At 49.4% G+C, this 15,056-nt stretch carries 12 protein-coding genes; 4 read left to right on the forward strand and 8 right to left on the reverse strand.

The window, feature by feature from the left end; translation table 11 throughout:
* Nucleotides 1-72 precede the first annotated feature (72 nt).
* Nucleotides 73-1,986, forward strand: a complete 1,914-nt coding sequence (locus CFK45_RS09595) for a PhoX family protein (RefSeq protein ID WP_096086360.1) — start codon at nucleotides 73-75, stop codon at nucleotides 1,984-1,986.
* Nucleotides 1,987-2,061: 75 nt separating this feature from the next.
* Here the strand turns inward: CFK45_RS09595 and CFK45_RS09600 are convergent, their stop codons facing one another.
* Nucleotides 2,062-2,820, reverse strand: a complete 759-nt coding sequence (locus CFK45_RS09600; RefSeq protein ID WP_096086233.1) for an isochorismatase family protein — start codon at nucleotides 2,818-2,820, stop codon at nucleotides 2,062-2,064.
* A 117-nt stretch (nucleotides 2,821-2,937) separates the two neighbouring features.
* Nucleotides 2,938-3,840, reverse strand: a complete 903-nt coding sequence (locus tag CFK45_RS09605; RefSeq protein WP_096086234.1) for a LysR family transcriptional regulator — start codon at nucleotides 3,838-3,840, stop codon at nucleotides 2,938-2,940.
* Nucleotides 3,841-3,976: 136 nt separating this feature from the next.
* Here CFK45_RS09605 and CFK45_RS09610 point away from each other — a divergent pair, with 136 nt between their 5' ends.
* Both CFK45_RS09610 and CFK45_RS09615 read left to right on the forward strand, forming a co-directional pair.
* On the forward strand, nucleotides 3,977-5,191 hold the full coding sequence (locus CFK45_RS09610; protein WP_204378444.1) for a multidrug effflux MFS transporter: 1,215 nt from the start codon (nucleotides 3,977-3,979) through the stop codon (nucleotides 5,189-5,191).
* Complete coding sequence (locus CFK45_RS09615; protein WP_096086235.1) at nucleotides 5,188-6,069, forward strand: pirin family protein; 882 nt, start codon at nucleotides 5,188-5,190, stop codon at nucleotides 6,067-6,069. Before CFK45_RS09610 ends, CFK45_RS09615 begins: the two co-directional genes overlap by 4 nt.
* Before the next feature lie 39 nt (nucleotides 6,070-6,108).
* Here CFK45_RS09615 and CFK45_RS09620 read toward each other — a convergent pair whose 3' ends face one another.
* Entirely contained in the window at nucleotides 6,109-7,095 is a 987-nt protein-coding gene (locus CFK45_RS09620) for an SDR family oxidoreductase (protein WP_096086236.1), read from the reverse strand.
* Between the two features lie 192 nt (nucleotides 7,096-7,287).
* On the opposite strand from CFK45_RS09620, the gene CFK45_RS09625 reads away from it, so the two are divergent.
* Nucleotides 7,288-7,887: a LysR substrate-binding domain-containing protein gene (locus tag CFK45_RS09625; protein ID WP_204378445.1), complete on the forward strand. Its 600-nt coding sequence runs from the start codon at nucleotides 7,288-7,290 to the stop codon at nucleotides 7,885-7,887.
* Nucleotides 7,888-7,983: 96 nt separating this feature from the next.
* On the opposite strand, the gene CFK45_RS09630 is transcribed toward CFK45_RS09625, so the two are convergent.
* The 5 genes from CFK45_RS09630 to CFK45_RS09655 all read right to left on the reverse strand — a co-directional run bounded on the left by CFK45_RS09630 (nucleotide 7,984) and on the right by CFK45_RS09655 (nucleotide 14,873).
* On the reverse strand, nucleotides 7,984-9,246 hold the full coding sequence (locus tag CFK45_RS09630; RefSeq protein WP_096086238.1) for a DUF3526 domain-containing protein: 1,263 nt from the start codon (nucleotides 9,244-9,246) through the stop codon (nucleotides 7,984-7,986).
* Entirely contained in the window at nucleotides 9,243-10,679 is a 1,437-nt protein-coding gene (locus CFK45_RS09635) for a DUF3526 domain-containing protein (protein ID WP_096086239.1), read from the reverse strand. Before CFK45_RS09635 ends, CFK45_RS09630 begins: the two co-directional genes overlap by 4 nt.
* Nucleotides 10,676-11,419, reverse strand: a complete 744-nt coding sequence (locus CFK45_RS09640; protein ID WP_096086240.1) for an ABC transporter ATP-binding protein — start codon at nucleotides 11,417-11,419, stop codon at nucleotides 10,676-10,678. The genes CFK45_RS09635 and CFK45_RS09640 overlap by 4 nt, the downstream gene beginning before the upstream one ends.
* Before the next feature lie 4 nt (nucleotides 11,420-11,423).
* Complete coding sequence (locus CFK45_RS09645; protein ID WP_096086241.1) at nucleotides 11,424-13,544, reverse strand: TonB-dependent siderophore receptor; 2,121 nt, start codon at nucleotides 13,542-13,544, stop codon at nucleotides 11,424-11,426.
* A 357-nt stretch (nucleotides 13,545-13,901) separates the two neighbouring features.
* Nucleotides 13,902-14,873, reverse strand: a complete 972-nt coding sequence (locus CFK45_RS09655; RefSeq protein WP_096086243.1) for an endonuclease/exonuclease/phosphatase family protein — start codon at nucleotides 14,871-14,873, stop codon at nucleotides 13,902-13,904.
* Between the last annotated feature and the right edge of the window lie 183 nt (nucleotides 14,874-15,056).

Raw genomic sequence — 15,056 nt, forward strand, 5'->3', positions numbered from 1 at the left:
ACTTACAGCGCTTAAACTTTGTTTTTTTATATTGAAGCTACAGGTTTAGCGCAAGAGACAGCGGAAACAAGTATGGCCGATAGCAGCAATAAGTCACCGTGTTTTGAAAAAGTACTTGAGTCTTACCTTAACCGGCGGGCATTTATACGTTCGGGAGCTGCGGCGGCTGTGGCCGCTGTGAGCGGGTGTGCAAAAGACGGGGCTGCACTTGAAGGTGCTTCGCTTACAAAAACTAAAGCTGAGGCAAAAAAAAGTGGCACAACACCGGGTGTTGGCAGCAGTTTAAGTTTTAACGAGCTCGCACACGGTTTGGACAAAAACTTTGCTGTTGCCGAGGGTTACGATCATCAAGTGCTGATCTCTTGGGGCGATGCTCTGTTTGCCGATGCGCCCGAATTTGATGCGCAGCGTCAAAGCGAAGCCAGCCAGCTGCAACAGTTTGGTTATAACAACGACTTTATTGCTTTTGTGCCACTGCCCTATGGCAGCAAGCGTTCCGATCGCGGTTTATTGGTGGTCAATCACGAATACACGTCACCGTCGATGATGTTCCCAGGTTCACCGTCGGCGGCCGATGTCAGCCTTGAGCAGGCGCAGATAGAAATTGCCGCGCACGGTTTGAGCATTATTGAAATTAAAAAGCAGGCCGGGCAGTGGCATGTCGATAAAACATCCAGCTATAACCGCCGCATAACACCGCAAACGCCGATGATCATAAGCGGCGCTGCCAGTGCGTCTTCGCGTTTGCAAACGCTGATTTCTAAAGACGGTATACATACGCTCGGCACTTACGGCAACTGCGCCGGGGGGCTCACGCCCTGGGGCACTATTTTAACCGCTGAAGAAAATGTCGATGCTTATTTTCACGGCGATATAAAACACCAGCCGGAAGCGGAAAATTACCAGCGTTTTGTCAGCCGTACAGGGGTAAAAGCCTGGGCGAATTATTTTCCGCGCTGGAACCTGGATAAAAACCCGAATGAGTTACTGCATGTCGGTTGGGTGGTTGAGATAGACCCCTACGACCCTGGCTCCAAACCCAAAAAGCGCACATCGCTTGGGCGTTTTAAGCACGAGGGCTGCAATGTTTATATCAACGCCGACAAACATGTGGTTGCGTACAGCGGCGATGATCAGGCCTTTGAGTACATCTATAAATTTGTTAGTAAAAATAAATACGATGAGCACAATCGCCAGGCGAATTTAGATTTGCTCGATGAGGGCAGTTTGTATGTTGCCCGTTTTGATGCATCGGGAAAGCTGCACTGGTTACCGCTGACTTATGGCCAGGGCCCGCTGACCGAAAAAAATGGCTTTTCTTCGCAGGCGGATGTGCTTATTGACGCGCGCAAAGCCGGCGATTTAGTTGGTGCTACACCGATGGACAGGCCCGAGGATGTCGACGTGAACCCGGTAAACGGCCGGGTATATGCGATGCTAACTAACAATAGCCGGCGCAAACACGATCAGCTTGATGCCGCCAACCCGCGCGCCCACAATGCTAATGGCCAGATTATTGAATTTTGGCCTGAGGGCGGTGACCACACCAAAACGGAGTTTAATTGGGATTTAATGTTACTTGCCGGTAAACCCGGAGAGGTGGCAACAAGCTACCATGCGGATATCAGCGAAAACGGCTGGCTCTCGTGCCCGGATAACTGTGCTTTTGATCAACTTGGCAATTTGTGGATAGCCACTGACGGCGCAGAAAAATCCGGTATTGCCGACGGTGTCTGGGCGACGGAGGTCAATGGCCCTAACAGGGCATTGACGAAACGCTTTTTACGCACACCCATCGGCGCCGAATTGTGCGGGCCCTTTTTTACGCCCGATGATGAAAACTTTTTTGTTTCAGTGCAGCACCCGGGTGGGGGCAGCAGCTTTGATAAACCGACAACGCGCTGGCCCGATTTTGACAGTGCTGTGCCGCCCAGGCCGTCGGTGCTTGTTATTACAAAACAGGGCGGGGGCCGCGTTGGCAGCTAGCGCTGATTTATTGTTGATGTTAATAAGTTGCAAGCCTTAACCGGCCCCAGGCTCGGGCCGGCACAGCGCTTTTATTTATTGCCAGCCTTTGTCCGGATCCATTTTAAACAGGTATTCCAGGAAAATTCGGGTAACTTGTTTTTCTTTGTCGGCGCGGGCGTGATCGCGTTGTAGCTCTGCCGGCACCACGTTCCAGGTGATGCGCTCTACGCCGGCGGCCTGCATGCGGCGCATTCCGTTGTCGTGACTTAGCTGGCTAATACTGCCGACAGTATCTTCCGGTACAAACACGTCGTAGCCGTTCAGCTCGGCTTCAATTGCCGGGTAGGCCAAACATACATCTGTCCACAGGCCGCCCATAATCAGTTTTTTCCGGCCGGTTGCCTGCACAGCTTTAACAAATTCGGGCTCTTCCCAGGCATTGACGTTAGTTCTGTCAACAAAGACAGCGTTTGGCGCAAGTTTGCTGAGCTCTTCGAGCATGGGTTTCGAACCTTTTAGGCCGACCCCAACGTGGGAAAAAATAATTGGAATATCGTAAAGCACGGCGGTTTTAATCAGCGCTGTGGTGTTATTAATCAGCTCTTGGTGATCGATATTTTTCACGCCCATCATAATGTGGGGCTGGTAGTCGATAAGAATCAGCGCCGAGTTCGACGGCGATAAGAACGGGTCTTCATCGGCTTGTCGATGAGGCGTGCCGGGGTAGCCTTCTGGGTAACTGGCGACGCCGTTAACGGTTTTGATCTCCGTTGTTGCGAGGCTTGGCAAAGTTAAGCCAAGGCTGAAAAATGCCGCGGCTGCCGTCGATATAAATTTATTAATTGTGCTCATAAGATCCTCGTTGTGTGCGATGTAACTAACGAGGCGCAGTGTACGCCTCTAGTGAGATGGAATTAATAGGGGGTATGGAAAAGTATTGTTTCCATTTGGGGTTTAATAGGCGTGGCGCTATGTGTTTACCGCTTCGAGCATAAAATCGATAAAGCAGCGCACCTTGGCCGACATATGCTTGCGGCTAGCGTAAACCAGATACACGTCGATACTTGGTTTTTTATATTCTTTAAATAACTCAATCAGCTCGCCGCTGTGCAATCTGTCGCCGAGGAAAAATTCCGGCAGGCGGGTAATACCGACGCCTTCAAGGGCAAATTCCAGTTCCATATGGGGGCTGTTGGTGTGCACAACACTTTGCAGTTGCACATTGATCACTTTCCCCTGTTTGTCTTCGTACTGCCACTGGTCGGGCATTTTTATATGGCTGTAGGTAATGGTTTTGTGTTGCTTTAACTGCTCGGGTTTTGTGGGTGTGCCGCAGGCCTTTAAATAGGCCGGCGAGGCAACAGTGGCGCCGTAAGATGACAATAACTTGCGGCAAATTAAACTTGAATCGTTCAGTTCAGTAGTGGCTCGTATGGCAACATCAATGCCCTCGGCGATGACATCAACTTGGCGGCCACTAAAATCCAGATCGAGGCTTACCTTGGGGTAGCGCTTTAGAAACTGGGTAAAGACCGGGCGCAAATGAGAGAGGCCAAAACTGCTCGGGCAGCTGATGCGAATTTTCCCCTGGGGCTCGGGTTGTAGGTGGTTGACCAGGGCTTCGGCCTGCTGCGCCTCGGCAATAATTTGTTGGCACAGCGGGTAATAGCTTTCGCCTTCGGGCGTTAGGCTAACTGAGCGGGTGCTGCGGTTTAACAAACGCACACCGAGCCTTTCTTCTAACTTGTTGATTTCTTTAGATATATATGAAGTCGAGTGGCCGGTGGCCGCGGCCGCTTTGGTAAAGCTGCCGGTTGCGGCAACTTCGCTGAATACCAGCATGCCGTCGAACAGTTTTGAGTTAAAGGCCATTTGTGCCCCGTTTTTAGCAGAGTGAGCTGCCGCGATTGGCCACCATTTGGAAATAGTGAATGTCTAATTGCTGTATTAATTCACATTTGGGGCTTAATTATACTGGCAGGCATTCACCCTAGCTAGAGTTTTTGCAATGTCCCAGACAAGCCAAAGCCGTTTTGCCTACTGGTCTTTTATTAGCTTAATGGCGCTGATCTTCTCGCTGTCGCCGTTTGCGATCGATATGTACTTGCCGGCGCTGCCGAATATGGCGGCTTATTTTCAAAGTTCCATCGACGCAATGGAGGCCTCGGTGGCTGTGTATTTGATGGCTTTTGCCGCGGGCCAGCTTGTTTTTGGAGCCATCGCCGACAGTGTGAATAAGGCCAGGCTATTGCTTGTTGGCATGGGCGTATTTGCACTGGCGAGTATCATGCTTGCTTACAGTGAACAGTTGTTATCGCTTTATAGTTGGCGCGCTGTGCAAGCATTTGCCGGCGGCAGCGCCGTGGTGGTGCTGCCACTCATTCACCAGCACTTTGATGCGCGCCAAAGCAATAAAGTGATCAGTTATGTGATGGCCTGTGTGGTGATCGCGCCGATGATTGCACCGCTGATAGGCAGCCAGATTTTACTTGTCGCAGGTTGGCAAGGCATATTTTTTGTGCTGGCAGCACTTAGTGTCGCAACGATGCTTTTGCAGCTGCGTTTGCTGCCTTCGCGCGGTTTTGATTCAGCAAACAAAGCCTTTAGTTTTAAGCGTTTATTAGAAGGCTATAAAAGCATATTTAAAAACCGCCAAGCGCTGGCGCTGGTGTTAACCGGAGGCAGTGCTTTTGCTGGCATGTTTGCATTTATTTCCGGCGCGCCGTTTGTTTATATTGAATATTTTTCTGTTAGTCCAAGTCTATTTAGTGTGCTGCTTGCAGTCGGTGCACTGGCAATGATGCTGGCCAATATTGCCAATGCGCGTTTATTAAACCGCGTATCTGCGAGGAAAAAGCTACTGCTTTTCACGCCGCTGTTTGCGTTAAGTGGTGCGTTTTTAGCTGCGGTGGCGACATTAAACTTAGCTTTGCCCTATGTTGTTGCAGGCATTGTGTTGTATATGGCTGCGCTGGGTTTGATTAGTGCCAATGCGATATCGGCCGCCATGCAGGCGGCGGATGAGCACGCGGGTGTACTCGCCGGTGTCAGCGGTGTATTGCAGTTTGGCCTTGGGGCCTTAGCCAGCGCGCTGGTTGCCGCTGGCCAAAGTCAGGATGCAACAACCATGGCTTATACGATGGCCGCGTGTGCAGTATTGGCCGTGATCTGTGTTGCAGTAACTGGCACTGACTCGGAAAACTTAGTGGGGCAAAAGGCATGAATAAAAATTGTGAGCGCGGTGAAACAGCTGTGCAGGGTGTCCATGAAAAGCAAGGCAGTGCATTGCAAAATAAGGTACAGGTAAAAAGAATTATTAAAAAAAAGGCGGGCAGCCCGGCCTATATTCGCGCAAATACCGTCGACGAACTTAAACCTTGGGTGTTATTTGATGCCGGCACGGTGGCCAAAACAGCGATGGACATTGATTGGCACCCTCATTCGGGTGTGGCGACAATTACCCTGCCGTACGACACTGCGCTGATGCATGAGGATTCCCTGGGCAATAAACAAACGGTTCACAGCCGCGGGCTACAATATATGGCCAGTGGCTCGGGTGTTTGGCACAAAGAAAGTTACCGCGCGAAGAAAACAATTGGCGTGTTGCAGCTGTGGTTATTGCTTGGCCCCGAAGAAGAAACAAACGATGCAAGCTATATGGATTTACAGCCGCAGGATATAGCCGAGTGTGACGGCGTTCGTGTTTTGCTTGGTCAATATCGCGGCCTGCAATCGCCAGTACCGGTGCAGCACCCGGTAAGCTATCTTCATATACGTTTAAAAGCGGGCGATCATTTTAACTGGCAGCCACCGCGCAAGCAGAACCGGGGTTTTATTTATGTGTTGTCCGGCGAGCTTGAATTACAGGGTACAACAATAAAATCCGAAGAGCTGGCCCAGTTGCAGGCGTGGCCAACACAGGCTGCGCCACAACTGCATATGCGCGCTGTGGGCGATAGCGAACTGGTGCTCGCGTTGGCCGAGCCCTGGCCTTATCAGATGCTTCGCCACTACGGTCAGGTGCATACCAGTGCCGAGGCCTTAAAGCGCGGCAGTCAGACCATTCAAAAACTTGCCGGCAAGCAAAGTGCGCTGCGCTAATTTATAGACAGGGGCAACAAGGCTCTAAATATCAGATGGCTACGCAGTTGCAAAATGCGCAGTAGCGTCTGCCGCCCTAAGTTGCCAGTTAATGCCGGTTTTTTCTTCTGTCAGTGTCCAAAGCCTTGCGGCTATTTCGTGATCCAAAGCAAAATTTTCGAGCTTGCATTCGCCGACAGGGCCGACCCAGTTTAACGGGCCGGTCGGGCCGTAGTAGGCCAGCTGTTTTATCTTATCCTCGGTTGCACACATAAGTTCTGGATAACAACCTTTTTCGGCCGATTGCACCATCGGTGACATCGCCATAAGTGAAAACATAAGCCTGGAAAAAAAGCTTGCCTTGTGATTAATTAGCGACGTTTTTGAGGCGCCGGGGTGACAGACATAGACCTTAACCGCTTTGCCCGCTTTTTTAATACGCCGCTGCAATTCGTAAGCAAACATCATCTGCGCTAATTTGCTGTGACAATAGGTGTTGTTTGCGTGGTAGTTGGTATCCCAGTTTATATCGTCAAACTGTATGGTTTTGATTCCCATTTTATAGCCTTCGCTGCCAACCATTACAATGCGGCCAGCGCTTTTGTTAAGCCTTTCAAATAAGCGATTACATAAAATAAAGTGGCCAAAATAATTCACCGCAAGGTGGCTTTCAAAACCGTCAACGGTTATTTCCTGCTTGGCGACTTGGGCGATGGCAGCGTTGCAAATTAGTGCGTCGATATGCGGCAGAGTTTCGAGCACTTGCTCTGCAGCCTTGTGAACGCATGCCTGTACGGAAAGATCCATTTGTATAAAGCTCACATCGGCGCCTTCACCAAATTCCTGTTTTAAATCGGCAATGGCGATATCGGATTTTTCAGCACTGCGATTAAGCATCAGCACTTTTGCCGATTTTGAAAGTAATATGCGTGCAGCTTGAAAGCCCGCACCTGTATTGGCACCGGTGATCACATAGCTTTTACCTTTGAGAGAGCCGATTTGATCCGGCGTCCATCCTTTTGCTGAAAATGCTGTGTCGCTTGTCATTGTCGCCATCCTTTGTTGTTTGGCTTTTTTTACTATGCCGCTTATTTTATTGCGCTTTATTGTGAGCCTTGGCGCTCAATGCTAGCTGCGCAGCGCTTGCAGTTGAGTCAGGCCTTGGTAGTTTAGTTTGCGATTGTACGGGGCTTATGTATAGCAAGTTTACAAGGCGATTGTGAATAGAGCGCGGCCATCTTGTCGTCAATAGCTGTTTTACCTATCGGTTGTGGTGAAAAACTGATGCCGTTTGCCGAGCGTGTTGAAGAAGAAATGATCGCCGCTTCTCGCATGGTGGTTGGGCGCGAGGCAGATGTCTCAATTCGTGTGGCCAATGAAGTCAGTGATGATGTTGCCGGGAGGCGCCTTTTACAAATGTCACAAGCGGCTTATTGCAGCCGGGCTTACGCTGAGACGGTGCAGGATAACAGCGGAGAAGGCCTGCATTTTATTGGCTGGCACGAAGCGCAAGGCGAGCGATCCGCACCGTGGCTAAAAGAGAGTTATTACCCTAAAGCGACATTAAAACACCGGGTATCTGCGCTGGTACCACTTATTAACCTTGCGGCTTCTGGTTTAGGCATGGCGTATTTGGCTTGTAATCTCGGTGACCGGCACCCGAACCTGGTCTGGGCGCCGTTTCAAAAACCGCTGGCCTATCGCAGCCTGTGGTTACTGTTACACAAAGATCTTAGAAAAACGGCGCGCATACGCTGTTTGGTCGATTTTTTGGCCGAGCGTATTCAGGCCAGGCGCAGTGAATTTTGGGTTGAGGGTACGGTTAAAGTGCGCAGTTAAACTGTGTTTGTTATTTAGGCCCGAGCTGCTTTATTCACAACAAGAGCTTAGCGAGCGACTAAAGCCTTTTGTTAGCCCTAGCAGCCCGCTAGTGTTCTACTTAGCTTGCGAACTTGGTTTAAACACTGGCCGCTTATCCAGCTGTTTTTGATCAAAAGGTTGATTTTGAAAAAACTTCGGATAATAAAACGCTCTCAGTTCGGCGTGGAATGCACGCACTCGATCCTGGTAGTGAATACTCGATGTTTGATCTGTCTTTGCTAAAGCTTGAAGTGAACGTTCGAGAAAAGCGGGCGGTGATAACACAGATGCCCAATGCGCAATCTGATCGCGGCGTATCTTTCCATCGCGGTAGGCTTTGCTCAGCGTTTTTGTGCGCTGATCACCAACTTGTTGGAAGGCGTAGTACCACGGCCATTCGAATGAACTTTCGACAGCTTTATAGTCAGACCACTTGGGGTGCTCTGCAAAAAAAGCATTCATAGTTTCTTGTTTCGGTAAATCCCAGGCGTCATTTACCGTCTCGCGTTGCAGCATTAAAATATCAGCACCAGAGGGCATATCGGTGCTTCGGTCACTGATTAGTTTTATACCCGCTGGAAAAACAACCGCAAGGCACAGCCACAAGCCGATAAGTGACATTAGAATAAACGAGCTTGGTTTTTTTAAAGAGGAAAAAACGCTGCATAGCAGTGTCCAGATGGCTGTATTAATTAGAACAAATAACAGCGCCTTGCTGAGTGTTGCAGCTTTGGTGCCGGCGATAAGCCCAGCTATTAGCAGCGGCACAGCGATACATAAATAGGCCGACGCAGAGAGAATAAAGCTGCGTGTTAACCACAGTGAGCCGTTGGCGGATGTCAGCTGTAATAGTTCAAAACGCCCGGCGCTGCGCTCGCTGGATTTAATATCGTAAAGCAAGATAATCAGTAACAACGGAAATACAAAGGCGGCAAAAAATGCGAAATCAAAGCGGCCGATGAGTGCAACAACGGGGTTATCTGCATCGCGTTCATAAATTTGACCTTCCAGCGCAAGCATGCGAATTCGGTGTTTCCACGGTTGAAGCTCGCGCTGGCCCAGCGCCGCAAAGGCAAAGTCAGATGGCGCATCGTAAGTAATGTGAAAACTGTAATACGCGGCGCTGCCCCAGTCTTTGAGCTTTTCTGAGCTGGCGTTGCGATCTTGTTGGTCTGCTTTGAGCAGGTGTTGAATATCTGTTTTTTGCTGCTGAACCTCTATTAGGCCAGAGCCCAGCGAAAGGCTGGCAAGCACAACCGTAACCAGCATGTAAAAAGTTACAGTACGATCACGGCCTATAAATTTGGCTTCACGCAATAAAGCTTGCGGGGAAATCATGGTTTTAAGCTCCTGCTGGATGCGAATAAAACGCACAAAATAACGGCCAACCAGCTCAGCATGATGCTAATTGAGTATGACGCTTGGCGAAGGCGCGCGGGGCTATCTGCCGCATCAAACCTGAAGTTGTCGAGTACTTGCCAGTTGGAGGCATCAACGCGGGCGCGCAGCCACGAGGCTTTGTCTTTGTTGCGATTAATATCGTCTTGATACGAAAGCTTTTCAACATGCGCGCTGTTTAAGCCCTGAACAAAGTTGTAGCGCAGCTCTTCGGCTTGCCTTAAAAACTGGTGGTAGTGTTGAAGGTCTGTTGCTGAGATTGCGCGAGAGGCAAAGGCCACAGCCAAGCTTGGGCTTAGCCAGGCAAACTGTTGCAGTGTTTTAGCTTGCTTAAGCTCTTGCTGCATGCGCTGCTCTGCGTAGCGAACAAGTACTTCGGTGAGTTTTTCTTCCCCCTCTTTGGCAACAAGCCCTCTGAAATTTACCGGCAGCTGTTCAACGCTATCAACTTGATATTGCTTGAGTAGTTCATCACGTAGCCTTGCAAAAGCAGGGTCGTTGGCGTTGTGCCCGTCACCCAGTTTGCGAAGTTCTGCAAGCATGCTCAAATCTGTTGCTATCTTGCCCGGTAAGGGCGATGTTTGCGATACCACGGTGACGGCCATTGATGGCAAAACCAGTGCTACAGTCAGCCAAACAACGGTTAACGTGGTTAATATGCTCGAGCGTTTAATAATTAGCACTGATAACAATATTGAAAACAAGCACCACAGTACAAGGTAAACAAAATAAACGGCAATGAGAGCAACTACGGATAAAAGCTTCTCACCCGCGTATAGCGAATATAAAGCGCTTAATACTAGTGGCAGCAACAACAGTGACGCGAAGCTTAATAGCGCTAAGCTTTTGCCATAAATAATAGTTAGGGGCTTTAAACCTTGAGCTAAAAGTGGGATTAGCAGTTTTGCTTCTCTTTCACGGGCTATGGCGCTGTGGCCCAATAAAATAATAAGTAGCGGCGCAAACAGTTGGTAGACCAGCGCTGGTGTTAACCAGGCTAGACCGCCTAGGTTTGTGCTTGCATCCGAGTGGGCAAACATCGCGGTATTTTGGCGGTGGCCTTCTAAAAAAATTGATTGGCCGGTTACTGGGTCAAGGCCTGGGTCAAACACTGCTAGGGGCATGGTTGAACGGTAAACGTAGTGGCCGTAGTGCACCATGCGATGCGGGTGCCGGTCGGGCTGGGCTAAAAATGTTTGTTCAGCAAGCTGCTGTTGTTGCTCTCGCACTTGCTGTTCTGTTTGCATGCGTACTGCAGTAACAATGCTGGTTGTCACTAACAACAAAACAAACAGTGCAAAAGCGCTGACACTCAGTTGTGAGCGCAGCCAGTATCGCCATTCGCTGGCAGCAATGCTTAACACTTGTTTCATTGTTTACGATCCGTGGGCGAGCGGCTAAGTTGCTGCTGTGGGTTTGAAAAAGCCTGGTGCACCAATTCGGTATCGATGCTTTGGCCATCTGCCGAGCTGAACTCGCCAACTAAAACACCGTCGCGAAGCAGGCCGATTTTATCGGCAACCTGGCATGCGCCGTATACATCGTGGCTTACCATCAATATGGTTTTACCCCGGTCGGCAAGGTTGCGAACGATCGTGTGAAACTCATCAATTGCACTTGGGTCGAGGCCGGATGTTGGCTCATCAAGCAGTAAAATTTCGGTATCGCGCAATATCGCTAGGGCGATAGCTACTTTTTGGCGCATGCCTTTGGAATAGTTGCGCAACGTTTGTTGGCGTGCTGATGTAGCTAAAGATACCTGGTCTAGCGCAGCGTCGATGGCGCAGGCTTGAGCTTGCTTACCGGCAAGCTCGAGAAAATAACGAATATTTTCAGTTGCGTTTAAATGCTCGTACAGGGAGGCGGATTCTGGCAGGTAGGCAATCTTTTTGCGAGCTGTTACTAAGTCTTCGCTTAATTCTTTTTGGTCGACTCGCAGGTGCCCAGAAGTGGGCTGTAAAAAACCTAAGAAGCACAGTAAGGTGCTGGATTTACCTGCGCCATTACCTCCGAGTAAGGCGTAGACTTCGCCTTTGGCTACGGAGAAAGAAATTCCGCGCAAAACCTCCTTGTTTGCGCGTTTAAGATAAAGTGAATCGGCTTGTAGTTTCATAGCATTAAAACTTAAATGAGCTTGAAATTCGGAAGTTGCGCGGTGCACCCGGTTGAACCCAGGTATCGGAAAAAGAATTTGGGTAATAGGTTTCGTCAAACAGATTGTTAACTTCCAGGCGAAGCTCGATAGCCTGGGTAAGATCATAAGCGCTAAACAGGCGTACGGTGGTGTAGCTGGGTAACTCAAAATCCTGGCCAAAATAACCATTGCGTTCGCCGACATAGACTAAGCCGCCACCCAAATCCAGTGCTTTTCCGGCAACAAACCATTGCTGTACAAGTTGCAAACTGAGCTGGTGTTCGGGAATATTTAAAAGTGGGCTACCTGCGGTAATTTCGTAGCCAAAATTGGGGTCGTAGAAATCGTTGGTGGTTTTGGCATCAACATAGGCATAAGAAGCCCACAGGCTTAGATCCGATGTTAACTGGCCGTTAAGGTCGAGTTCAAAACCTTCACTTTCGGCTTGACCAATGGCCAGCGAGTTCCAATTTTCATCGACGGTTAGAATATTATCTTGTTCAACTTTGAAAACCGTTGCAGTCCCGACAACTCTGCCTTCATTTAAGTCAAATTTAAGTCCGGCTTCGATGGACGTCGATTGGTTGGGTTCGTGGCCGTTGCCATCGGCATCACCACCGGAAAGCGGGCGGAAGTTTTCGCCGTAGCTGCTATACAGGGTAAACGATGGGTTCAGGGCATAGACCAGCCCAAGCTGCGGGCTTAAACGGCTCTCTGTCTGTTTAGTTGTTGTGCTTTGCTCGTTTTCAAAATAATTGCCGCGGTTTTTGAGTGTTTGCGAATAGTCGTCGTAGCGCGCGCCGATGCGAATATCGAGTTTGTCACTGAGACTAATTTGATCCTGCAGGTAGATACCGTTGGACTTTTGCGTTTCCACCTGGTTGGTTTGGGTTTGATTCGGTTCTGGCAGCGGGTAGGCTCCATAGACAGGATTATAAACATTGATGTATTGATCGCCGCGAATGCGCAGCAGCAGCTGATCGTTCTCAAATTCATCGGCGTCGATACCGATAATCAAGCGGTGTCTTAAGCCTGCTGTGTCGAATTCACCGCTTATTTCCCCGCGCAGCACTTGATAACTCGCATCGTAGTCGCGGTAGCGTCGAAAACGATTAAACTCTCCGTCTTTTGAGACTTCGCCAAAGCCGTTTTCTGTTGCATAACCTTCAAGAGATGTATCTCTTAAATTCATGCCGAGCAGCGCACTCCAGCTGTCATTAAAGGTGTACTGATACTCAAGTTGATGGCCAAGCACATCGGTTTCAATCGGGCCATCGCCCGGTTCACCTAAAAAACGACTTTCTGGAAGTTTGCCAAGCTTGCCGTCAATGGCCACCACGCCCCGGTCAAAAGGAATTTCCTGGTGGCTGTATTCAAGCTCGTAATTGAGCTGGCTGTTGTTATTTAAGTGCCAGACAAAAGATGGGCTGAAACCCTGCTTGTTTGTTTCAATGGTATCGCGATAGCTCTTGGCATCTTCATAAAAACCGACCAAACGAATAGCGATGGCGTCACTCAGTGTTGTGTTCCAATCGATATCGCCGCGATAGGTGTCGAAGCTACCGGCGCTCAGCCGCAATTCACCGCCGCGCGCCATTGTTGCTCGCTTGGTGATTAGATTAATGGTTCCGCCGGGTTCGCCGCGGCCAAAGAGTGCGGCTCGCGGGCCTTTTAATACTTCAACGGCTTCGACACCAGACAGGTCTCGTGGGCCGCCAAAGCCGCGGCCGGCGTTAAAGCCGTTAACCAGATAATTGCTGGGTAGGTTTTCATCTCCAACAAAACCGCGAATGGCAAAACTGTTCCACAAGCCACCAAAGTTATTTTGGCGGGCGATCGAAGCGGAAAGATCCAGCGCGTCAGTTAAATCGACGGCCCCTGCATCAACTAGGGTTTTTGTATCGATTTTTAGTTCTGCCTGAGGAATTTCCAGCGGCGCGAAGTCCCCCTGGTAAGCTTGTCGTTGACCGGTAACAACGATGTTCTCAACTTTTTTATTTTTATCGGCACTATCTGTATTTGTTTGGGCTGTGCTGAGACCGGCTCCTAGTAGAGAAAAGCTTACGGTTGAAAACAGCACCGTTTGCTTAACGGCTTTATTCACGGGGTACTCCTAAATGTACGTTTTATTACAACTGCAACGAAAGTGTCAGCCTGATGTGCTTGTGCGCTATTTGTTTAAATTGGCACTGGTATGCGGCGCGCCCTGGTGGGAGCATTGAGAAGTGAAGACATCACGACGTATGCAATACAAATCGAGCGAATGATACAATGTATCATTTGTTTTTTGCAAATATTTACTGTGATTGAGGTCGAGTTTTTAAACCCTACTCATTTAAACGCTGTGGAGGGGGCAGCTGCGCTGTATTCGCCGGGCGCATAGGCCGGCTGATGTTTTTGTGCATGAGCTGCACCGTTTTTATGCGCTTGATGAGCTCGCGTATTGTTGAGTTAAATAGCGCTAGCCCCTTTTGAATTCCACCCACAGCGGGTAGTGATCGGATAGGCGAAATGAAATCGATGTTTTATTTAGGTTTTGATCGCTGTACACGTGTGGTAAAAAATCAAAACCGCCGGCAGAGATAAATTCCATATTTAATCGGGCTCGGTTTGAGCCGGATTTGAACCAGGCGATTTGATCATAAAATTTGTCTGCCATTGGGCTGTCATGATCGCCGGTAAAAATAGAGCGTTTTACATTGTGAAGCGCATTCGGCACGTAGAGCCCGGTTGAGGTAAACGCCTGCCAGAGATCTGAGCCGTGTCGGTCGATATTAAAATCACCGAGCAATAGTAAGTTTTGATGGTAGCGGTTGGTTTTTTTGGCCCAATCGGCCATCCACCTTGCAATCGCTTTGAGTTCGGGGATGCGATCGTGTGCGCTGTGGCCGTAGTCGATATGGGCGGTCAGAAGAATAAAGGTCTCTTTGCCCGCTTTGAAACTGACAGCGTAGGGCGTTCGTACAAATTGAGTATTGATTCTCGAGCGATCGGCGATTATTTCGGGCGGGATGACAATTTCACACGCTAAGCCTGAGGGCTGCACTCTTTTAGAGTTGTAAATATAAGCAAGGCGCTCTTTGTTGCCGGCATCGCCTAGGGTAATGTCGGTCATAAGAAACGCCCAGTCGTCGCCTAAGTATTTGAGCAGGTCTCTAAGCGCTCTTAGGTTGCCCATCACCTCTTGAACCGCACAGACGTCAAAACGTTTGATGATGTCCCCAATTGCAAGCAGTGCGCGCAGGTCTCGTTTGGGGCTGTCATTGCCTGTGGCTGTCCACTTTCTGCTAAGGCTGGAAAATGAACGCAGGTTCCAGGTGCCGATGATCAGGTTGTCGTGTCGCTGCCTGGCTACTTGATTATCTAACGCGCGATTAAGTTGGTTTAGATCGTCTTGAACGGTTTGGGGGGGCACGCCATATATAGTTTGCATTGTTTAGCTCGAATGTGGGCTTATTGGTTAACAATCAAAGTGCTATGAAATGCTACTAACAAATACCCAGTGTGGGTAGCGCTTTGTGCTTTAACCTTTATGCGCCGGTGGCTGGTTTTGGTTATGTTGCCGCTGCTGCTTTCTTGCTATATTCGGCAAGTCTAATTTGTGTGGTTTTTAGTG

The organism is Agaribacterium haliotis, from assembly GCF_002312815.1.
GTDB lineage: Bacteria > Pseudomonadota > Gammaproteobacteria > Pseudomonadales > Cellvibrionaceae > Agaribacterium > Agaribacterium haliotis.